General features: G+C 32.5%; 20 protein-coding genes and 2 pseudogenes. 19 read left to right on the forward strand and 3 right to left on the reverse strand.

Annotated features, from left to right (window positions below):
* Nucleotides 1–83 precede the first annotated feature (83 nt).
* Entirely contained in the window at nt 84–1,466 is a 1,383-nt protein-coding gene (locus RAH41_RS21315; protein ID WP_331225286.1) for a hypothetical protein, read from the reverse strand.
* Between the two features lie 218 nt (nt 1,467–1,684).
* Between RAH41_RS21315 and RAH41_RS21320 the strand changes: the two genes are divergently transcribed.
* The 8 genes from RAH41_RS21320 to RAH41_RS21355 all read left to right on the forward strand — a co-directional run bounded on the left by RAH41_RS21320 (nt 1,685) and on the right by RAH41_RS21355 (nt 9,437).
* Nucleotides 1,685–2,407, forward strand: a complete 723-nt coding sequence (locus tag RAH41_RS21320) for an amino acid ABC transporter ATP-binding protein (protein WP_331225316.1) — start codon at nt 1,685–1,687, stop codon at nt 2,405–2,407.
* Between the two features lie 76 nt (nt 2,408–2,483).
* Entirely contained in the window at nt 2,484–3,218 is a 735-nt protein-coding gene (locus RAH41_RS21325) for an ABC transporter substrate-binding protein (RefSeq protein ID WP_419471637.1), read from the forward strand.
* 61 nt (nt 3,219–3,279) lie between these two features.
* A complete protein-coding gene (locus RAH41_RS21330) occupies nt 3,280–3,981 on the forward strand; it encodes an amino acid ABC transporter permease (RefSeq protein ID WP_331225287.1) in 702 nt (233 codons plus the stop codon).
* A gap of 242 nt (nt 3,982–4,223) precedes the next feature.
* Nucleotides 4,224–4,961 carry an IclR family transcriptional regulator gene (locus tag RAH41_RS21335; RefSeq protein WP_331225288.1) on the forward strand — a complete coding sequence of 246 codons (738 nt, stop codon included), beginning with the start codon at nt 4,224–4,226 and terminating at the stop codon, nt 4,959–4,961.
* Between the two features lie 370 nt (nt 4,962–5,331).
* Nucleotides 5,332–6,672, forward strand: coding sequence for a PTS transporter subunit EIIC (locus RAH41_RS21340; protein ID WP_419471638.1), 1,341 nt, complete (start codon nt 5,332–5,334; stop codon nt 6,670–6,672).
* A 200-nt stretch (nt 6,673–6,872) separates the two neighbouring features.
* A complete protein-coding gene (locus tag RAH41_RS21345; RefSeq protein WP_331225290.1) occupies nt 6,873–7,850 on the forward strand; it encodes an ABC transporter ATP-binding protein in 978 nt (325 codons plus the stop codon).
* A complete protein-coding gene (locus tag RAH41_RS21350) occupies nt 7,847–8,650 on the forward strand; it encodes an ABC transporter permease (RefSeq protein ID WP_331225291.1) in 804 nt (267 codons plus the stop codon). The genes RAH41_RS21345 and RAH41_RS21350 overlap by 4 nt, the downstream gene beginning before the upstream one ends.
* Nucleotides 8,651–8,654: 4 nt before the next feature.
* Nucleotides 8,655–9,437 (forward strand): ABC transporter permease, encoded by a 783-nt coding sequence (locus RAH41_RS21355; protein ID WP_331225292.1) that lies wholly within the window; start codon nt 8,655–8,657, stop codon nt 9,435–9,437.
* 668 nt (nt 9,438–10,105) lie between these two features.
* On the opposite strand, the gene RAH41_RS21360 is transcribed toward RAH41_RS21355, so the two are convergent.
* Nucleotides 10,106–10,318 (reverse strand): hypothetical protein, encoded by a 213-nt coding sequence (locus tag RAH41_RS21360; RefSeq protein WP_331225293.1) that lies wholly within the window; start codon nt 10,316–10,318, stop codon nt 10,106–10,108.
* A 208-nt stretch (nt 10,319–10,526) separates the two neighbouring features.
* Between RAH41_RS21360 and mutT the strand changes: the two are divergent.
* The 9 genes and pseudogenes from mutT to RAH41_RS21405 all read left to right on the forward strand — a co-directional run bounded on the left by mutT (nt 10,527) and on the right by RAH41_RS21405 (nt 18,124).
* Nucleotides 10,527–10,920 (forward strand): annotated as a pseudogene (mutT, locus tag RAH41_RS21365) (8-oxo-dGTP diphosphatase MutT).
* A gap of 119 nt (nt 10,921–11,039) precedes the next feature.
* Entirely contained in the window at nt 11,040–11,435 is a 396-nt protein-coding gene (locus RAH41_RS21370) for a VOC family protein (protein WP_331225294.1), read from the forward strand.
* Nucleotides 11,436–11,689: 254 nt separating this feature from the next.
* The gene (mreC, locus tag RAH41_RS21375; RefSeq protein ID WP_331225295.1) at nt 11,690–12,430 is read left to right on the forward strand and encodes a rod shape-determining protein MreC; all 741 of its coding nucleotides are present in this window, start codon (nt 11,690–11,692) and stop codon (nt 12,428–12,430) included.
* Between the two features lie 108 nt (nt 12,431–12,538).
* Nucleotides 12,539–12,814 (forward strand): hypothetical protein, encoded by a 276-nt coding sequence (locus tag RAH41_RS21380; RefSeq protein WP_331225296.1) that lies wholly within the window; start codon nt 12,539–12,541, stop codon nt 12,812–12,814.
* Between the two features lie 321 nt (nt 12,815–13,135).
* Nucleotides 13,136–13,699, forward strand: coding sequence for a MurR/RpiR family transcriptional regulator (locus RAH41_RS21385; protein WP_331225297.1), 564 nt, complete (start codon nt 13,136–13,138; stop codon nt 13,697–13,699).
* Between the two features lie 87 nt (nt 13,700–13,786).
* Nucleotides 13,787–13,996 (forward strand): DNA/RNA helicase domain-containing protein, encoded by a 210-nt coding sequence (locus RAH41_RS21390; protein WP_419471636.1) that lies wholly within the window; start codon nt 13,787–13,789, stop codon nt 13,994–13,996.
* Nucleotides 13,997–14,009: 13 nt separating this feature from the next.
* Nucleotides 14,010–14,394, forward strand: a pseudogene (locus tag RAH41_RS21395) (HNH endonuclease); the annotation flags it as partial.
* A 324-nt stretch (nt 14,395–14,718) separates the two neighbouring features.
* The gene (locus tag RAH41_RS21400; RefSeq protein WP_331225298.1) at nt 14,719–17,628 is read left to right on the forward strand and encodes a DEAD/DEAH box helicase; all 2,910 of its coding nucleotides are present in this window, start codon (nt 14,719–14,721) and stop codon (nt 17,626–17,628) included.
* A 106-nt stretch (nt 17,629–17,734) separates the two neighbouring features.
* Complete coding sequence (locus tag RAH41_RS21405) at nt 17,735–18,124, forward strand: (deoxy)nucleoside triphosphate pyrophosphohydrolase (protein WP_331225299.1); 390 nt, start codon at nt 17,735–17,737, stop codon at nt 18,122–18,124.
* Between the two features lie 136 nt (nt 18,125–18,260).
* Here the strand turns inward: RAH41_RS21405 and RAH41_RS21410 are convergent, their stop codons facing one another.
* Nucleotides 18,261–19,235, reverse strand: a complete 975-nt coding sequence (locus RAH41_RS21410; protein ID WP_331225300.1) for an HNH endonuclease domain-containing protein — start codon at nt 19,233–19,235, stop codon at nt 18,261–18,263.
* A 144-nt stretch (nt 19,236–19,379) separates the two neighbouring features.
* On the opposite strand from RAH41_RS21410, the gene RAH41_RS21415 reads away from it, so the two are divergent.
* Complete coding sequence (locus RAH41_RS21415) at nt 19,380–19,712, forward strand: nucleoside triphosphate pyrophosphohydrolase (RefSeq protein ID WP_331225301.1); 333 nt, start codon at nt 19,380–19,382, stop codon at nt 19,710–19,712.
* 186 nt (nt 19,713–19,898) lie between these two features.
* A complete protein-coding gene (locus RAH41_RS21420; RefSeq protein ID WP_331225302.1) occupies nt 19,899–20,960 on the forward strand; it encodes an AbaSI family restriction endonuclease in 1,062 nt (353 codons plus the stop codon).
* The last annotated feature ends 16 nt before the right edge of the window (nt 20,961–20,976 follow it).

Below are 20,976 nucleotides of genomic sequence, written 5' to 3' on the forward strand. Positions count from 1 at the left end.
TTGATAGTTTATGTGTAGCTTTTTTTATTTTTTTTTCTATTTAAGAATAAAGAATCTCGTTAATTAAATACTCTTCAATAGAGTTAAATCAAAAATATAGCAACAACAGTAGTAACAACCAACCCAATCAAAACAGGCAACAAATTCCGTCTAGCCAACTCAAACGGACTAACATTACAAATCGCCGCAGCAGGTATTAAAGCCCAAGGAATCAATGTTCCTCCACCAACCCAAATCGCTGCAATCTGCCCCATAGCTGTCAAAGTTGCAACTCCATGACCAATTGCCGTAGCAAATAAAGAGGCAACAGACCCAGCAAGTGAAATGCCAGAGAATCCAGATCCATCTAAACCTGTAATTGCCCCAACAGTTGTTAAGGTTACGCCTGCAACCCCAGGATTTACAGGTACTGAATGCGCTAAAGCAAATCCTAAATCATTTACAATTCCATGTGAGCCTTTAGGCAAGTAATCCCCTATAATTGCCGTAAATCCACTATCCCCAAGATAGAAGAAAGCAGCAATTGGAATAACTGGTCCAAATACTCTAAATCCGAATTTGAATCCATGAATTAAATAATTTGTTACCTCTTCAAAACCTTTATTTTTATGCCCTAACATTGATAGAAATGAAAGGATGATTAATGCAGTACCCCCGATTAGTGCTGTCGCATCTCCACCTTGTAAATTGAAGTGAACCATCGCCCAAATATCTACTGCAAATAAAATGAAAACAAGAGCGGCCGTCCATTTTTGTTGAGTAGATGAAAGTAAATAGTCCTCGACTTTTGTATCTTCTTCAGGTATTTCGACTGTTAAAAGTCCTCTTTTCATATCCCGTTTTAAGAAGTAGAAAGCAACTACAGTTGTCACGACACCCATTACGATCACGAGTGGAATACTAGCGTGTATTACATCCGAAACCGGAATGCCAGCCGCGTCAGCTGTTAGTTTAGGTGCCCCTTGAATTACGTAATCACTTGAAAGAGCAATACCGTGACCGAATAAATTCATTGCCATCGCAACACCTAATGCTGGTAACCCAACTCTTAAAGCAACTGGAAGTAACACCGCACCAATTAATGCCACCGCAGGAGAAGGCCAGAAAAACCAAGATACAACCATCATGACAATACCTATCGTCCAATAAGCTAATGTGGCGTTTCTCATCACCTTTGTAAATGGACTAATGAGTGCTTGATGCACTCCGCTATCAGTTAAAGCTTTACTCATAGAAACAATAATTGAGATAACTAAAATAGTAGAAAGTAATTCAGTTATGGCGTATATGAAACTTGAAAATAAGATACTGACTGAACTAGATAGTGACTCAGTAGCTACCAAGCCAAGAAGGAAAATGCCTGCGAGGCAGACTAAGCTTGTGTCACGTCTCAGAATTAAAAATAAAATAATTAAACCTATAAATGCTACATAAAGCCAATGAATGGCAGTTAAATCGACATGCATGAGAATAGCCCCCTTTCGTTACATAGATTGGATAACAATATATGCATTCGCCTAGTTTTGGGTGATTGGTAAGATTTTACAGATAGACTTCTGGAAATTGAAAGAAAATTACTTAATGACATAATAATCAGAATTGTGTATAATTTCAGTACAATAAAAATGGTTTCCGCATTATGGAAAAAGTGTTGTTATTTACTCGATGGGAGGGTGGGATGAATATGATTCAGATCAAAAGTGTAAGTAAATCATTTGGGCCTTTACAAGTTTTAAAAGGAATTGATTTAACGATTGAAGAAAAAGAAGTGGTTGTTTTATTAGGAGCAAGCGGATCAGGGAAGAGCACACTTTTAAGATGTTTAAACTTTTTAGAAATCAATGATTCAGGAGACATTTATTTTGATGGTGAATTAGTTCAGCCTAGTAAAACAGATTTGAATAAAATTCGGGCGGAGGTTGGTATGGTTTTTCAACACTTCAATCTCTTTCCGCATAAAACTGTTTTAGAAAATATCATTGAAGCTCCTATTCATGTTAAAGGAATGAAAAAGAGTGAAGCAAAAGAGGTAGCTTATGTTTTGCTCGAGAAGGTTGGACTGACAGATAAGGCTGATGAATATCCAGATATGTTATCAGGAGGACAAAAACAAAGGGTTGCGATTGCACGTGCACTTGCGATGAACCCGAGGGTAATGCTGTTTGATGAGCCTACTTCCGCCTTGGATCCTGAACTGGTAGGAGAGGTTCTTCAAGTTATGAAACAGTTAGCAAGTGAAGGTATGACAATGGTTGTCGTCACTCATGAAATGGGCTTTGCTCGCGGTGTAGCGGACCGAGTTTTATTCATGGAGGAAGGTCTCATTTTAGAGGAGGGTACACCTCAACAGTTTTTTGAAAATCCACAAAATGAAAGAACAAAGCAATTTCTGAATAGTATTTTATAAAAAAAAATTGATGGAGGTAAGTGTAATGAAAAAGAATTGGCATGGTATTTTATTATCTTCAATGATAGCAGGGGCAATGTTTCTAAGTGGATGTGGGGCAGATAAAACCGGAAATCAAGCGAGTTCAAAAGAATTTCATTACGCGATGAGTGGGTTATATAAACCATTTAACTTTAAAGAAGATGGTAAGCTTACTGGATTTGACGTAGAAATCGGTAAAGCACTATCAGAAAAAATGGGCATGAAAGCTGTACCAGTCACAAACCCATGGGAAACAATTGTACAAGGATTAGTGTCCAATAAATATGATGCGATTTTGGGGAGTATGACGATCACTGATGAACGATTAAAAGTGGTTGATTTCAGTCATCCTTATTATATTTCAGGTTCTCAGATTTTTGTTGCTGATCATAATAAGGAAATCAAATCTGTTGAGGATTTAAAAGGGAAGAAAATTGGCGTTGTAAAAGCAAGCCCATATAAAGATTTAGCGATTAAATATACTGGGAAAGAAAATGTAGTTGATTACGATAGTGACCTGACGGCTATTATGGATCTTCCGACTGGTAGATTAGATGCTGTCATTACGGATCAAATGGTTGGCTTTAGAGTCATTAAAGAAGGAAAGGCTAAAATCAAAGATGTTGGTACACCACTAACTCACGATAATCAAGCAATTGCTGTAAGGAAAGATGATAAAGAACTTGAGAAGAAAATTAATAAGGCTTTAGATGAAATGATTAAAGATGGAACTTACGAAAAAATTAGTCAAAAGTGGTTTGGCCGCAATATTCTTGAAGAAAAAAAATAATAGAATACTAGCGTAAAATAAGAACCTAAGATTTTTTAGGACAAGTTGAGGGGTGAGGTTCATGCATATATTATTAAATACATTTCATGTGTTTTTAGTAGCAACTTTATTAACATTAAAATTAACCATTGTATCGACTATTTTGGGAAGTGGAATCGGACTTATTTTTGCATTTTTAAGACTCTCCCGAATTAAAGTGCTTAATTATATTGCTAATCTCTATATTACGGTCATTCGTGGGACACCGCTTATTGTTCAAATTGCCATTTTATATTTCGGACTTTCTAGTATTATTACATTCTCGCAGTTTTGGGCTGGTGCAATTGCGTTAGGTGTACATAGTGGAGCATATATTGCGGAAATCTTTCGAGGTTCCATTCAATCAATTGACAAAGGGCAATTGGAAGCTGCCCGTTCCCTTGGGATGTCACAACCTTTAGCAATGAGAAGAATCGTACTTCCTCAAGCATTTAAAATGGCGATACCTGCTCTTGGTAATCAGTTTATTATTGGATTAAAAGATTCTTCACTTGTAGCATATGTCGGGATGCAAGATTTATGGGGAGCAGGACTAAGTGAGGCTGCCTCTAACTTTGAACAGATGAATACATATATCGTAGTAGGTTTATATTATCTTGCCCTTGTGTTAATCATTACGTTTGGCGTTAAAAAGCTTGAAGATTCTTTAGATGTGAGTCGTGGTAAAAAACGAAAAATAAGAAAAAATAAATCGAATGCATCATTAGAGTCAATAAAGTTGTAAATTACTTGGAAAATCAGACGATATACTTGTATGATAGATGTAAAAAATTACTCTCACCATTATTCATTTGCAAGTTCGAAATGAAAACAAGAAGAGCTGAGATCCTAAAATTCAACGCATCTTTAAAGAAAATTACGTACTACTAGTACGTAATGAACGGGAATCCACCTAACAAGGAAACTTCCCAGAGTTTTGAACGGACTCCCCAAAATAAGAAGTGAAGAGTCATAGGAGTTATGATCATGGTCCAATCAATTGACCGAGCTATGCTTATTATTGATATCCTAAATTCAGATGAATCCAAAAGTAATTGGCAAATCACCGAATTAGCGGAAAAAACATCTCTATCTCTCGGTACGCTTCACCGATTACTAAACGCTTTAATCCAACATGGACTTGTTGTACAAATACCTGAAACCAAGCATTACAAGCTAGGGTATAAATGGATGGAACTTGGCCTCCGTCAACTAGATAAAATGGATTTCAGATTAGTTGCAAGACCAGTAATGGAGCGTTTGGCGAACCATGTAGAGGAAAGTATTTATTTAAATATTGAGAGTGGAATAGATGGAATTGTAATTGATAAAATTGACAGCCCTTTAAAAATTAGAATAGCTGAAAATTTGGGGATTCGAATTCCACTACATATTGGTGCTCCCAATAAAACCATTCTGGCTTATATGAAAGAGTATGAAATTCAACAAATACTAGATCAGTTAAATCTTTCACCTAATACAATTTCAACTTTAAAACAGCAACTAGTTGAAATCAGGCAAAATGGCTATGCAATCAGTCAAAGTGAAAAAACAGAGGATACGGCGGCTATTGCGGCTCCAATTACTGGATATAACAACAAAGTACTGGCTGCTTTAAGTGTGAATGTACCAGGATTTCGTTTTACTCAGGAACGTGTTCCGTTCTTGATTGATGAAGTAATGAAGGCAGCTGAAGAAATTTCAAGGAAGATAGGAAAGATATAGGTAGGACGCATTCCAGTTACATGGGATGCGTCTATTTTTTTATAACTCTACTTAATATCCTATTCTTTCCTCTTAATACCTTGTCATAAAAGCAAGGTCATTCGCGTAAAATTAAAACAAAATTTCAAATTATATAATAGTAAATTTGAAATTTTCTTCGTATTAAGTACTGAAATTGATGAAAGAATCAAGATGTATTATTTGAACAAATACACTTGTATTTAAATTGTTAATGGAGGGGTGATAAAGGATATAAAAAACTATCAATCTATCAGCTCCTACTATTCTCATAAATATTTCAAACTAAAAAGGTAGGATTATTTTGAAAGGAGTTATGAAGATGGCAAAGGGGATTAGCAAATACTTAATAATGGCCGAACATTTATTAGAGCATTTAGGCGGAGCGGAGAATATTACGACGTCTACTCATTGTATGACAAGATTACGCGTAGCGTCGAAAGATCATTCAAAGGTCGACATAGATGCAATCAAAAAAACAGAAGGTGTTCTAGGAGTTGTAGAAGAAGAAACGATTCAAATCATACTCGGACCTGGTGTTGTAAATAAAGTTGCAGCAGAGTTTGATAAACTGCTTGCAGCAGCTGCTGATTTTGATCTGAATGAAGTTGCTTCAAAAAATAAATCAGAGATTGATCGAAAGAATGCAAAACCTTTTAAACTGTTTTTACGTAGAATCGCAAGTATTTTTATTCCATTAATTCCTGCCCTTGTAGCTTCAGGATTAATAACGGGTATTACAAAAGCAATTGTTCAAGCGGGATGGCTTGCAGCAGACTCAAAATTAGCTATTATTTTAACGGTTATCGGATCTGGTCTGTTTGCTTATCTTGGAATTTTAGTCGGAATAAACGCAGCTAAGGAATTTGGAGGATCTCCAGCGCTTGGAGCTTTGGCTGGTATTCTTGTCATCAACCCAGGAGTTGCAGACATCTCTTTGTTTGGGCACAATCTTGTTCCTGGACGTGGTGGATTAATTGGTGTTCTGTTTGCAGCAATCTTCATCGCTTTAGTTGAAAGGCAAGTAAGAAAATTTGTGCCACAATCTCTTGATATTATTCTCACACCTACCATAGCGTTATTAATAACAGGTATCGTTACATACCTTGTATTTATGCCTGTTGGCGGTTATGTATCGGATGCGATTACAAAAGGCTTGCTAAATGTTCTTGATTATGGAGGAGTTGTAGCTGGATTTGTACTTGGGGCAACATTTCTTCCACTAGTCGTTACTGGGCTCCATCAAGGTTTGACGCCGGTTCATCTTGAATTAATTAATTCCATTGGAGATGACCCATTACTACCAATCCTTGCGATGGGTGGAGCGGGTCAAGTAGGAGCAGCCTTTGCAATCTACTTTAAAACGAAGAAAAAAAGCTTAAAACGTGCAATCGGTGGGGGACTCCCGTCAGGAATGCTTGGAATTGGTGAACCATTGATCTTTGGTGTAACACTACCACTAGGACGCCCATTCTTAACGGCATGTTTGGGTGCGGGAGTAGGAGGAGCATTTCAGGCTCATTACCATATCGCTACGATTGCAGTCGGGGTTTCAGGACTTCCATTATCATTTTTAGTTCATACAAATCAGGTTTTATTATACTTAACTGGAGTTCTTATCTCTTATGTAGCAGGCTTTATTTTTACTTATTTATTCGGATTTAAAGATGAAATGGCAGTTGAATTTAAGTAAGTTATCATGTTAGCAACGGAAACGTATGAACTAGACAAATGAATCTTGAAGGACAAAAAGGATGAGATTAATTGATTTATTGATTTCATTCTTTTTTATTTTTCTAAAATTACCGAATAAACTGAAAAATGTATTGACGTGCCGATCGTATGATGATAGTATTTTTCTTCCAGTCAAAAAAAGTTAGGAGGCGAAAAAAATTGATTACAGTAGATGGTTTAAGCAAATCCTTCAAAGTTGCGAAACGTTCTTCAGGAATTAGGCAAGCGGTGAAGGGGCTTTTTTATCGTGAGCATACGATTGTTGAAGCGTTGAATGATATTTCTTTTTCTATTGAACCGGGGGAAATCGTCGGTTATATTGGTCCGAATGGCGCAGGGAAGTCTACAACGATCAAAATCATGAGCGGAATATTGGTTCCAGATCGAGGGACGTGTAACATAATGGGATACACTCCATGGAAGGAAAGAGCTTCCTACGTTAAACAGATCGGTGTTGTTTTTGGGCAACGCTCCCAATTGTGGTGGGATGTACCCGTCATAGACTCGTTTGAGCTTCTCCGTGATATTTATAAAATTCCTCAAAATGAATATCAAGATAATCTTGATCTACTCATTGAAACACTCGATTTAAAAAGTCTTATTCATTCACCAGTACGACAATTAAGCTTAGGTCAAAGGATGCGTTGTGAAATCGCGGCATCATTACTACATAGCCCTAAAATTTTATTTTTGGATGAACCGACAATTGGACTAGATGCTGTTTCAAAAATTGCCGTACGCGAGTTCATTAAAAGGATCAATAAAGAAAAGGGCGTTACCGTCATTCTTACGACGCATGATATGAATGATATCGAAGCTTTAGCTGATCGGGTTATTTTAATTGGTAAAGGAAGTTTATTATTCGATGGGAACTTGAATGAATTACGAAAACATTTTGGGACTCATAAAACGATTACGGTAGATTATCGGGAAGACCACAATCCTTTTAAAATTCCTGGAACCACAATGATTTCATGGTCAGCTGAACGGGCAATTTTAAGTTTAGACACAGAACAAGTTAAAATATCGGACGTGATTTCAAGTTTATCCAGTAAGGTTGACTTACTCGATGTGACGATAGAAGCACAACCAATTGAAGAAATTATCGTTGGTCTTTACAAGGAGTTTCAAATATGAAGCCATATGTATCTGTCCTAAAACTACGCTTATTGAATGGAATGCAATATCGCTCAGCAGCATTGGCAGGGGTAGCAACACAGTTTTTCTGGGGATTTATGTACATCATGATCTTTGAAGCTTTTTATAGTCAAACAGTCCAATCTCAACCACTCTCTTTAAAAGAAATCATTACATACTTATGGTTACAACAATCCTTTTTAGCTTTCATCATGCTGTGGTTTCGTGATAATGAGCTATTTGATCTGATTACAACTGGGAATATAGCATATGAGCTTTGTAGACCATGCGAACTCTACGGATTTTGGTACGCAAAACTTTTAGCCCAACGTTTGTCGAGTGCAATTTTACGGTGTTTCCCGATCCTACTTGTTGCATTCTTATTACCTCAACCTTATAAAATGACGTTACCACCAAGTGTCTTAACCTTTGTGTTATTTTTGTTTGCCCTTATTTTTGGCTTACTTCTTCTTGTTTCAATTTCGATGTTCATTTATATTTCAGTATTTGTGACAATGTCTCCTATAGGCTCATTACTACTGTTTGGGGTAATTGGAGAATTTTTCTCAGGATTAACAATTCCGATTCCACTAATGCCAGCTTGGCTTCAGACAGTAGCTTATTTCCTTCCGTTTCGATGGACAGCTGATTTCCCGTTTAGGGTTTATTCTGGGAATATTCCTCAAAATGAAGCAGTAATTGGGATCGTCATACAAATTATTTGGTTAAGCTTACTTGTTTGGCTAGGAAGAATCGCTTTTAATAAAGCCTTACGAAGAGTAGTGGTTCAGGGAGGTTGACACTATGAAACTATATTTTAAATATCTTCTGATTCTCTTTAAATCTCAAATGGAATACCGCACATCTTTTTGGCTTTTAACAATTGGCCAGTTTTTAATCCCGTTCTCGATGTTTGCAGGTCTTTACTTTTTATTTGAACGTTTTGGACAAATTAAAGGATGGACTTTCTATGAGGTTGCACTTTGTTTTGCAATTATCCATATGGCTTTTGCTTTAAGTGAATGTTTTGCTCGTGGATTTGACAATTTCTCTAGTCTAGTAGCTAGCGGTAGCTTTGATCGGGTACTTGTTCGTCCTAGAAGTACGATTGTTCAAGTTATGGGCTCTAAATTCGAGTTTACTAGAATTGGTAAATTGCTTCAGAGTTTAATTGTTTTGATTTGGGCATTAAATAATCTCCCCATCGAATGGAGCAGTATGAAAGTAGTTACCATTATATTGATGATCATTAGTGGGGTCTTTATTTTTACCGGAATTTTTATCCTTGCTGCGACGATGTGTTTTTGGACCATTCAGGGCCTTGAAGTGGTTAATATTTTTACAGATGGTGGGAGAGAGATGGCGCAATATCCATTGAATATTTATCAGAAATGGATTACTAAATTTTTTACATTTGTTATTCCGTTTGGATGTGTGAATTACTTGCCTTTAATGTATATTTTAGATAAAACGGATGGGAGAGGGTATCTTTATATGTTATCTCCTGTTGCAGGGATTGTTTTTATTATACCTTGTTTACTAGTTTGGCAAATTGGAGTGAGGCAATATCGATCTACGGGTTCGTAAAAATTTAGAGGCGCAATCCAGTTATTGGGATTGCGTTTTTATATAGAAGAAATGGAGCAATATAGATTAATAGAGATTTAGTACCAGCTATATGTAATAAATTAAAATTGAAGTTGAAATAGTTAAAAACACGCTAACATTAATTAAAAATCTTGTGAGATTTCTATCTTTCCAACTAGCATAACTAAAGATCAAAGTTGATAACGCGAAGATAATCTGATACCAAATAGAAATAGTAAAGCCATCTTCTTTAATCAAAAAAATATTTCCAAGTATTAGGCAAGGCATCCAAATTAAAAAGAATAATTTTTGAAATCCTGACAGTGGTTTCATTAGCATCTTCCTTTATTAAACAGGGTCTTTTTGCAAACCTAACTCTAGATATATTTAATGTTAACAGAAAAACATACGACTTTATTTACATAAAAATGAACTATATGTGAAATTTTAACAGCTTCTTATTGTGACTGAAAGAGACATTAAGTTACTTTAAGAAAACTAAGGTGGAAATCTAATTATGAACATAAGTACTACTTTTATAGTGCCTCTTTCAAAAAAGTATCTGTGAATTTATATTGAAGAAAATAATAGACTAAAAGTTTGGGAGTCAAAATTAAAATAGACCAACAATTTTGTTGGTCTATTACACTCTATTGCCGATTATTGTATCAATTACCAAGAGTTTTATTATTTTTCATTTCTAGTATTTTTTTTCCATACCCAGTAAGTGTTGGCACTGAACTTTTAACTACATCATTTAAGTCTGGTCTCTGCAAAAATTTATGTACTGTATACATACCTGTTAAGGTAACCCCTGTAAGTAAAACTGCTCCCAAAGTATTTGTTTCAAATTCTAGCTTATCTTTCTTGAACTTAAACATTTCCATAGACCTCCTCTAATTTTAATTAAAAAGTATAATATTAAATAAAAGAGAAATAACTTTCAGTAGCATTGTAAAATATTTTAAGGCATTTTTAATATCTTATGTGACATAATTATAGCATTTTTTATCGGAATATTGAAAAATATCATTTTTTTACAGAGCCAAATAATAAAGAAATAATTATATTAAGAGGGAGTAGGAACCAATGAAAAAACAAATTAAAGTAGTTGGAGCTGTCATAAGAAACAATCAAAACCAAATACTATGTGCCTTACGTTCGCCAGAGATGAGCATGCCAAATAGCTGGGAATTTCCTGGTGGGAAAATTGAGGAGAATGAGAAACCTGAAGAGGCGTTGGTTCGTGAAATAAAGGAAGAATTAGGTTGCGAAATAGCTGTATCTGAATTAGTTGAAGATGTCATTTATGAGTATCCAAATCTAATCGTAAATTTGATAACTTACGAAACCAAGATTATAAGCGGTACTCCAGTAGCTAATGAACATGCGAAGATCGAATGGAAAGAAATCTCTGAGTTAAACGAACGAACTTGAATGGGCCCCAGCTGACCTTCCCACGATTGAAAAATTGATTACATAAAAAGAAATATTTCTTTGGAAATTGAATTTCTTTCCATATCAAATATAATAATAAATAAGCAATATAGTGTACATACTATATGAGTTAAGGAAAATTCTTGTAAAACATAGGAGGAAACTATGGGAAGAGTAGTTCATTTCGAAATTCATGTTGATAACATGGAACGTGCAAAGAAGTTTTATGAAGAGGTATTTGGTTGGACGTTTCAAGATTGGAGTGAATATGCGGGAATGCCGTACTTTGGTGCAGTGACAGGCAATGAGGACGAAATGGGAATCAATGGTGCCTTAATGCAGCGCCAAAGTGCTCCTCCTGAAGCAAACCAACCATTAAATGGATATGCATGTACGATGGGTGTAGAAAACTACGACGTTACGGAAGCTAAAATTGTTGAAAATGGTGGCCAAGTAGCAATGCCTAAATATGCACTGCCTGGGATGGCTTGGCAAGGATACTTCAAGGATACTGAAGGTAATATTTTTGGAATTCATCAACCTGATGCTAATGCAAAGTAATTATGTATGGATTAATGAAAGGGAACAATTTAAAGTTGTTCTCTTTTTTTATTATACTTACAGAAACAACAGTCAACTATTGGTAGTTAACTTTTATTTTTTACAAAAAGAAGAATAAAATAATAGATTCTACTAAAAATAGTTCAAACACAAAATTGCCATATTACCTTTCTTATTTAGGATATTTTTCATGGTATCCTTAAATTAAAATTGCAATTATTCATAATAATAACAGGTAAGAAAAGGATAAAGCGATGAAAAAAATAATTATTATTACCGTGTTAATCATCATTCTTTTTTCAAGTGGGTTTCTATTCTCCAAAAGCAAGACATTCGAAAATTACAGAAATAATATCAATGACTTAATTAAATTAAAAAAAGAAAACGACTATTTAAATCAGAGAATGAGCAACGAAACATCTTTAAAAGCAAATATATCTGAATTTACTATCGAAAATAAAGAATTAAAAATGCTAAAGGAAAGACTAAATAAAGAAAGTCAAAAATACAAAACTGAAGTAGCAATCGTTACAAAAAGAGATTTTGGTACTTGGAACAGCTTTGTTGAGATAAATAAGGGATCAAAAGATGGAGTAAAAATAAATACAAATGTAATAACCTCTCAAGGCTTAGTAGGTAAAGTAATCGAAGTCTCGGATCATACTTCAAAAGTAGATTTATTAAGTGCAAATACATATACCTCATATATTTCAGTCCAACCAAAAAATAATCATCAATTACAAGGCCTAATTAAAGGGGCAGATGAGAAAACTGGCTATTTAAAAATGACTCTTTTCAATGTAAATGATCAATTAAAACCTGGTGAAATCATTGTTACCTCGGGTCTAGGGGGAATCTTTTTACCTAGTATTGAAATAGGTAAAGTAAAACAAGTTAAAATTGATAATTTAGGTTTAAATCAAACAGCTTATATTGAACCTTTATATGATTTGAATGACTTAGAGTACGTTATTTTATTGTTAAGTAAAAAATGAATGAATGATAGATGAAGAGAACAATTTATAGATGAGCTGTTCTTTTTTTTACCAAGCTGATCAAATAGCTGATTTATCTTTAATATCAATTTAGAGGAGGGATAAATTATGAAAAAAATAATTTATATTACTATATTAATTATTTTTACACCATTTATTTTTTTTCAAGTAAAGTTTGCCTTATCTGAACATGCAGTTAAAGAGTATTTAGTTGAAAAAAAAGGAATAAATGAAGAGAATATTGAAAAATTAGATGCTATTTTTGCTAAAGATAGTAAACGAATTTGTTTAGTTTATGTAAAGTTGAAGAATGCAGAAAAGGGAGAATACTATTATAAGGATTTTATAAAAAACAAAGTTATTTTAGATGAAATTGCACCATAAAAAGGAGTGATATTATCTGTGGTCTAACAAAACTTATTTCATCAGAACTAGGTTAAAGACTTTATATTCTTTACCATCCTTGTAGAAGAATATCAAACTAGTTCACACCGCTTATATCGAACTTTTATTTAATTTAAACAACAGCTAGTATGTTATTTAATTGTTAAATAATAGAGAAAGAACAACTTATTGTGTTGTTCTTTTTTTAGCTTTTAGTATCCGTATTCAATACACAATATTAGTGAAGAGTGGGCAAAGGTAATGATATATTTACCTTATAAAAAATTAATTCCAATACATAATAAGTAGGTGTGTTGCTTAATGTTACAATTCAAGGAAAGGATTCAAAAATATGAATATAAGCTAAACGATACGGATGATCAAATAGTCGATTTCATCCTAAGTAATAAGGAAGAGGTTGTTAGCTACTCAATACAATATTTAGCTAATCAGCTATTTACAGTTCCGAATACGATTACGAGATTATCAAAAAAGTTAGGATTTGATGGGTATTCTCAGATGAAAAATAGTTTGAAAGAGGAAATGAACAGTCAAAGTAATTTTTCAAAAGAGGATAGTTTAACTTATAACATTCATAAAACAATTGGTTTAATTGATCAAAATACACTAGCGCTTACATCAAAATTAATAAAAGAAGCACGTAGAGTACTATTCTTTGCTGTAGGGGATACTGCGCCATTTTGTGAGATGATGATAAAAAATTTGAAAGTGGTCGGTAAACATGCTGAGTATTATTTCCACCGTCATGATGTCTTATATGAACTTTCTAAATTTGATTTAAAAGAGAATAATTTACTTTTTTTAATATCATTATCAGGAGAAACAGCTCAAGTATTAGATGTTGCGGAATTGGCAAAGCAATGAAGTAAAGCTTTAATCTATTATTAAAGATATCAATAAGGAACCTACTTATGAGTAACAAATCAGTTCCGAATGAAGGCAAGTAGTGCAATGGCTAATTGGATAGATAATTTTGTTGAAAAGAAAATCATTGAAATACTAAATGACCCTAAATATGATTTTATAGTATTTGAGTCCTCTACTAAAATGTATGAAGAAATTCAAGTGATGAATAACAGATTTGGTTTAGCAAGAATTGTATCTACATTCGATTACATACATAAAAAAAGACAATCAAAAGTATTACGTTTAAGAGGATGAATTTAACCCCTTTGTTATAGCAGAGACAGAATTAGAAGCGAAAACTTAAAATTAGATTGGATCAACAAAGATTTAGAAAAGATCTTTTAGTACTCTGGAAAAATAAATGGGCATTGTGTGATATAAATTTACCGGAATTACTTAGAGCTAGCCATTCGAAACCATGGAAAGATAGCAATAATAGTGAACGTTTGGATCAATACAACGGAGTGTTGATATGTTGTAATCATGATGCTCTTTATGATAAAGGATTAATTGCGTTCGACGGCAAAGGGAGTTTACACATTTCTTCAAAAATTTGTGAAGAGTATTACCTGACTTACGGGTTAAACAAAAGGGTTATTATACAAATACATTCCGAAAATAAAGAATATTTCATTTGGCATAAGAATTTATTTACTAAGGATACCTTTTATATGAGAAAAGTATGGCCAGTTTTTATTACTGAATCAGTTAATGCAGATCTGCCCAACATATATGACGTCGACATGGCACACAGAAATTACTTATACAAAAATATATCAAAATAATTAAGGTTATTCTCTTGAGATAATTAAAAAAGTTGTACATTAGCATTAAGACCTACTCAATTTTTTGAGTAGGTTCTTTTATATTCTAATTACAGAAAATGTAAATTGGAATGACAATAATCATAGTAAAAAGTATTCGTTTAAGTTAAAATCCAAATGAGTAATAAAAAAACTGTAGTGATTGGGGATCGCATGGTGAATTTTATTCAAAAACTAGAAGAATCTTTACACAAGGGGTTTATAGATCAAAAACATAATTATAACGGAAGTTTTGCTCCAAAGTTACTAGTCAATAATACTAAAAATAACGAAGATGTATTATCTACATTATTAGAAGAACTTGATAATTGTAAGTCATTCTATTTCTCAGTAGCTTTTATTACTGAAAGTGGACTTGCAATGCTAAAGTCTCATTTTCTCGACCTTAAGCGTAAGGGTGTAAGAGGGCGTATTTTAACATCTACTTATTTAAGTTTTAATCAGCCAAAAATTTTTAGAGAATTAATGAAGATTACGAATGTTGATGTTCGATTAACAAATTTAGAGGGTTTTCATTCAAAAGGCTATATCTTTAATAATGACACTCACTATTCGCTAATTGTTGGTAGTTCTAACATTACTGCCAATGCTTTAAAGGTAAATTATGAATGGAATATTAAGCTTACTTCACATGAAGAAGGTGAAATTGTTCGTCATTTTAAAGAGCAATTTGAAGATGTATGGGAAAAAGCTCAGCCATTAAACCAGGAATGGATTGAGAATTATGAAACTGCTTATATTCAGTTAGCGAAGAATAGAGTTTTCGATCGAGTTTCAGAATTCCCAGTTTCATATCAAACTAATCCCATAGAAGAAGCGTTAAAAATTGTGCCAAATAAAATGCAAGAAGCAGCATTAGCAGAAATTCAAGCAGTTCGTGAGGCTGGAAAAGATAAAGGATTAATCATTTCAGCAACAGGGACGGGGAAAACTTATCTTTCAGCATTTGATGTTAGAAGTTATATGCCGAAACGAATGTTATTTATTGTTCATCGTGAGCAAATTTTGCAAAAAGCTAAATCGGATTATATAAAGGTACTTGGAGGAATTGAAGAGGATTTTGGTATTTTATCAGGTACAAATAAACAAAAAGATGCAAAGTATTTATTCGCAACAATTCAATCAATTTCTAAAGATGAAACATTAATGGAATTTGATCCTGAAGAATTTGATTATATATTAATAGATGAGGTTCATAAAGCAGGAGCCCAATCTTATCAAAAAGTAATAAATTATTTTAAACCTAAGTTTTTAATGGGAATGACTGCAACACCTGAGCGAACTGATGATTTCAATATTTATGAACTATTTGATTACAATATTGCATACGAAATACGTTTACAAGAAGCACTTGAGGAAGATATGTTGTGCCCTTTCCATTATTTTGGTGTGACTGATCTTGAGTTGGATGGAGAAACAATTGATGATGCAACAGTATTATCAAAGTTAGTTACTGATGAACGTGTTAACCATATGATTGAAAAAATTGAATACTATGGTTTTTCAGGAGATAAAGTAAAAGGTTTAATTTTTTGTAGTAGAAAAGAAGAAGCTGAAAAGTTGTCATTGGCGATGAATCAAAAAGGTTATAATAATTTTGCATTAACTGGGGATCATTCACAAGATGTAAGAGCAAGACAAGTAGAACTTTTAGAGAATGGAGACTTGGATTATATCATTACTGTTGATATTTTTAATGAAGGCATTGATATTCCATGTGTTAATCAAGTAGTAATGCTTAGACAAACACAATCTAGTATTATTTTTATACAACAGCTCGGTAGAGGATTACGTAAACATGATTCAAAAGATTTTGTTACGATTATCGATTTTATAGGTAATTACCGAAATAATTATTTAATTCCAATCGCACTATCAGGTGACAAATCGCTAAACAAAGATAACATTCGAAGAAGTATGAAAGATTCAAGCTATATTAAAGGTGTCTCCTCTATTAATTTTGAAGAAATAGCTAAGAAACTAATCTTTAATTCTATTAATAATAGTAATTTAACAGAGTTGAAAAAACTAAGAGAAGCATTTGTTGAACTAAGAAATAGAATTGGAAGAACTCCTTTTTTATATGATTTTGTTACTAACAATTCAATTGATCCAAATGTAATCGTAAATAAATATTCGAACTATCATCAATTTTTGTTGAAACTTAAAGAAGAAGTTCCTGTATTAAGCGACTATGAAGATAAAGTTCTAACATTCCTTTCTTTAGAAATATTAAATGGTAAACGTAAGCATGAAATAATTCTTTTAGAATTACTTCTAAACGATGGAATAGTAAAGATGAACGATTATATCGATCATTTGAAAGAAGCTAATTGTGCAATTGATGATTCAACGATAAATTCTGTTAAAAGAATTTTTGATTTATCATTTTTTACAATTTCATTTAAAAGTAAATATGGAGAAATACCAATTGTAATCTTAGATGAAAATAACAATTTTAGGTTTAATGGTTCGATTTTAGAAAGCTTACAAATTAACGATCACTTTAAGAAAATGGTATGGGATGTAATTAAAACATCTAAAGAAAAGAGTAAAAGGTATCATTCAAATGTACCACTTACACTGTATGAAAAATACACAAGGAAAGATGCATGTAGATTGTTAAATTGGGCTAATGACGAAAGTTCAACAATGTACGGTTACAAAACGAAATATAATACTTGTCCGATATTTGTAACCTATCATAAACATGAAGAAGTAGAGTCCAGTGTGGCATATGGTGATGAATTTATAAATCAGGAAGTCTTAAATTGGTTTACAAGAAGTAATCGTTCATTAGAATCAGAAGAAGTTAATAAAATAATAAATGCTAAAGAAAACAATATTGATATTCATATTTTTGTAAAAAAGGATAATGATGAAGGTGGAGATTTCTACTACTTTGGACAAGCACTTCCTGACAAAAGCACGGTTAAACAATCGGTTATGTTAGGTAAAGATGAAAAAGAACTTCCTGTTGTCCAGATGAATATGATTATGGAAAACAGTATTGATAGTAAGTTGTACTATTACATTATTAGTGGTGAAAATGAGGAAGAGTGATTGCTCTTATTTCTAGCTAATATTTGAAAAAATTACTTCCTTTATTTTAATTGAATAATCTTTACAATATAATAGAGTTAAATAAAATGAATAAAGGGATGTAAAAATGAAAAAACAAATTAAAGTAGTTGGTGCGGTAATTCGAAACAATGAAAATCAAATTTTGTGTGCTCTTAGATCACCTGAAATGAGTTTACCAAACTTGTGGGAATTTCCAGGTGGTAAAATTGAAAAAGGTGAGAAGCCTGAGGAGACTTTAGTTCGAGAAATTAAGGAAGAATTAGGTTGTGAAATTGTGGTTTCAAATTTAGTTGAAGATGTTGTACATGAGTATGATGCAATTATTGTAAACTTGTTAACATATGAAGCAGAGATTTCAGCAGGAACTCCAGTTGCAAGTGAGCATGCAAAATTAGAGTGGAAAGATGTTTCAGAGTTAGATGAACTTTTATGGGCTCCGGCTGATATTCCTACTGTTGAAAAGTTGATGAATTAAAAAATGGCGTTCTCTACTAAAATAGGGAACGCCATTTTTCCAAAGGTAGTTTTACAATCATTGTGGAATTTAAAATAATAGAGTATTCGCAAACTATTTATCATAGTTTTTTTCAAGAAAATTATTTCCGAACTTACTATCCTTTAAATGAAATCCAAAACTGCTTTAGATAATCCTTTTCAATAGCAATTTGTAGTTGATCAAATTCTTTTGATTTACTATCAAGAACCTGTAGTAATGATATATTTCGTTCCTCTAACCTTTTAATATCCTTTTCTAACGGCATACGATTAGACTTCTCAGAGTTTTCACCCTTATGGCAGTATACTAAATTCCACAAGTCATCAGAAAACATATAAGACCACGGAATAACATGATCAACTGATAATTCATTTTCAATTATTGGTTCACCACAGTAAAAGCATTTACGATTTCCATCTTCAAATGTTATATCAATATATTTATGGAACTTTTTTAACGAAGATCTTCTGATTTTATCTTCATCAATAGCTCTCACTTTTCGAGAGATACGAGGGCTATAATTAAAACCCTCTAATATTTGTGTCCATCTGTAATTAATAAAAGTTAATAGAAAATCGCTGTGAATTTTAAGTGATAAAGCATCTTGTTTAGTAAAATATACTTTTCCTTCATCACGGTCTAATTTATAAATTTCGTAAGTTTTACTGTTAAGATTCATGAATCGCCAACAAACATCTTGTTTTAGAACTTTTATTATTCTTTTAATGGAGACATTATAATTATTCGTTAATCCAATTGAATTAAAGTTTATCTTTTCAAATCTTATTGGTTGAACTGAGCCCTTTTTTATAAAATACTCATTAATTAATAGTTTAGTAATACTAACTATTTCAGGAGGTTTCTTTAAGTTTGCACTCTGTATTAAGTCAAAGTATATAATCTGATTCCAGTAATATTTTAAGCAAAGCTCTGCAATATCTTTAAATTCAAAAACAACCAATTCCTTGTCATAATCATTACTAACATTTAAGGACAATTCTACTAATGCTTTTCCCCAAACCATTTTATAAGTATTATCAAAACTACAATTAAGTATTAAGTTATGCCATTGATTTACATAATCATTCATTTTATCACCACTATTATAAAGTTGTTACAATCATTCAATATTGAAAAAACATAGTTCACATTAATATCAAACTCATTCCCATTTAAATGAATAATTTTAAAGAGATATATATTATACTAATTATGTGGAAAAGGAGAGTACTTTATGACTATAAAACATTATAACAAATTAGTAAGAGATAAAATTCCGGCTATTATTACTAAAACAGGTAGTGCATATGAGACAAAAGTCATAGGAGAAGCAGAATACATAGAAAAACTCAATGAAAAGTTAAAAGAAGAACTTGAGGAGTTTTATAATGCAACACCTGAAGAAACTGTTGGAGAAATTGCTGATATTTTGGAAGTGCTTTATACTTTAGCTGAAACAAAAGGTATTACTATTGAGGAAATTGAGAGAGTACGACTTCAAAAGAAGGGAGATCGTGGTGGGTTTAAAGATAGAATTTTACTGAAGCATGTTGTTGAAAATAATTAATGAGTTATTAATAAATCTATTAATTTGTTATAAAAAAGGCGAGCTTATTATAAAGGTCGTCTTTTTACTTTTTATGTAATTTTAACTTAAGTAGGTACCCGTTCAATTTTTTAAACAACTAAAAATGTATTGTATAGTTATAAAGTAAATATTATAAAGAGGCAGCATATTTAAGGAGTGACGTATATGAACGATTCAAAATACCAATACATAAAAAGACAACTAGCAAAAACAAACAAAAAGAACGATGAAAATTACGTAGTTACTCGTATATGGCACTTGATAAACAATTTTGATGTAAAAATGGTAACGCAACAATATATCTGGAGAAATGAATCAGATGCTAAAAGTAAATATGCTTTAGCAGATATATATTTTCCTCAATTTAAATTAATTGTGGAAATTGATGAATTACATCATGAAAATGAATTAAACATTAAATTGGATCAGACAAGAGAAAAGGATATTATTAATGCAACGGGATTCACAATTAAAAGGGTAAAAATGAAAGATGGAATTGATAAATTACATGAAGATATTGATGTGATAGTTAAGGAAATTAATCTTATGATTTCTTCTCTTCAAGAGAAATTTGTGCCTTGGGATTTGGAGAAAGAGATGAATCCAAATACATATATTAAAAGAGGTTACATAGATGCAGATGATGAAACAGCATTTAGAAGAATAGTTGATTGCTGTAATTGTTTCGGATCAGGTTATAAAGGTCTTCAAGGCAGTGGAGCCGCACATAAGTTTGAGAAAGATATTGATATTAAAGGTCTAAAGTTTGTTCCAAATAATGAATGGGATAATAGATTATCTGAGGACGAAAGTTATTTTATTGAAAGAAATAAAAGTAATGAAGAAAACAAGAGTTATCAGTTTAAACGACTAAGTAAATGGAATCAAGAGCATGCTTTGTTTGCAAAAGCTACAGATAATTTAGGCATTATTTTGTATAGATTTAAAGGAAGATATAGAGTAAATAAGGAAAAAAGTATTAAAAATAATTGTGTGTATTGGGAGAGAATCTCAAAGGTTATGGCAACTTATTATCCAGAAAGTGATGAGGGGAAACAAGAAGCGATTCTTTATCTCTATAATAAAGAAGGAATTCTATTGGCTAAATTTTATGAGACTGAAGAGTTTAACTTATTTTTGAATAAGAAAGGGATAAAAATGGCTGATTTAAATATTTTGAATGAGGTTAAAGGTAGAAAAGATTATATTTTAAATGGAACTTTATAAAAGTTCCGAGACTTTA

Source organism: Gottfriedia acidiceleris, from assembly GCF_036421055.1.
In the GTDB taxonomy this organism is placed as follows: domain Bacteria; phylum Bacillota; class Bacilli; order Bacillales; family Bacillaceae_G; genus Gottfriedia; species Gottfriedia acidiceleris_C.

Excerpts from the sequence above, each read along its gene's own strand:
- RAH41_RS21315 (WP_331225286.1), bottom strand. The coding sequence starts at position 1,466 with ATGCATGTCGATTTAACTGCCATTCATTGGCTTTATGTAGCATTTATA.
- RAH41_RS21320 (WP_331225316.1), top strand. The coding sequence starts at position 1,685 with ATGATTCAGATCAAAAGTGTAAGTAAATCATTTGGGCCTTTACAAGTT.
- RAH41_RS21325 (WP_419471637.1), top strand. The coding sequence starts at position 2,484 with ATGTTTCTAAGTGGATGTGGGGCAGATAAAACCGGAAATCAAGCGAGT.
- RAH41_RS21330 (WP_331225287.1), top strand. The coding sequence starts at position 3,280 with ATGCATATATTATTAAATACATTTCATGTGTTTTTAGTAGCAACTTTA.
- RAH41_RS21335 (WP_331225288.1), top strand. The coding sequence starts at position 4,224 with ATGGTCCAATCAATTGACCGAGCTATGCTTATTATTGATATCCTAAAT.
- RAH41_RS21340 (WP_419471638.1), top strand. The coding sequence starts at position 5,332 with ATGGCCGAACATTTATTAGAGCATTTAGGCGGAGCGGAGAATATTACG.
- RAH41_RS21350 (WP_331225291.1), top strand. The coding sequence starts at position 7,847 with ATGAAGCCATATGTATCTGTCCTAAAACTACGCTTATTGAATGGAATG.
- RAH41_RS21355 (WP_331225292.1), top strand. The coding sequence starts at position 8,655 with ATGAAACTATATTTTAAATATCTTCTGATTCTCTTTAAATCTCAAATG.
- RAH41_RS21360 (WP_331225293.1), bottom strand. The coding sequence starts at position 10,318 with ATGTTTAAGTTCAAGAAAGATAAGCTAGAATTTGAAACAAATACTTTG.
- RAH41_RS21370 (WP_331225294.1), top strand. The coding sequence starts at position 11,040 with ATGGGAAGAGTAGTTCATTTCGAAATTCATGTTGATAACATGGAACGT.
- mreC (WP_331225295.1), top strand. The coding sequence starts at position 11,690 with ATGAAAAAAATAATTATTATTACCGTGTTAATCATCATTCTTTTTTCA.
- RAH41_RS21380 (WP_331225296.1), top strand. The coding sequence starts at position 12,539 with ATGAAAAAAATAATTTATATTACTATATTAATTATTTTTACACCATTT.
- RAH41_RS21385 (WP_331225297.1), top strand. The coding sequence starts at position 13,136 with ATGTTACAATTCAAGGAAAGGATTCAAAAATATGAATATAAGCTAAAC.
- RAH41_RS21390 (WP_419471636.1), top strand. The coding sequence starts at position 13,787 with ATGGCTAATTGGATAGATAATTTTGTTGAAAAGAAAATCATTGAAATA.
- RAH41_RS21400 (WP_331225298.1), top strand. The coding sequence starts at position 14,719 with ATGGTGAATTTTATTCAAAAACTAGAAGAATCTTTACACAAGGGGTTT.
- RAH41_RS21405 (WP_331225299.1), top strand. The coding sequence starts at position 17,735 with ATGAAAAAACAAATTAAAGTAGTTGGTGCGGTAATTCGAAACAATGAA.
- RAH41_RS21410 (WP_331225300.1), bottom strand. The coding sequence starts at position 19,235 with ATGAATGATTATGTAAATCAATGGCATAACTTAATACTTAATTGTAGT.
- RAH41_RS21415 (WP_331225301.1), top strand. The coding sequence starts at position 19,380 with ATGACTATAAAACATTATAACAAATTAGTAAGAGATAAAATTCCGGCT.
- RAH41_RS21420 (WP_331225302.1), top strand. The coding sequence starts at position 19,899 with ATGAACGATTCAAAATACCAATACATAAAAAGACAACTAGCAAAAACA.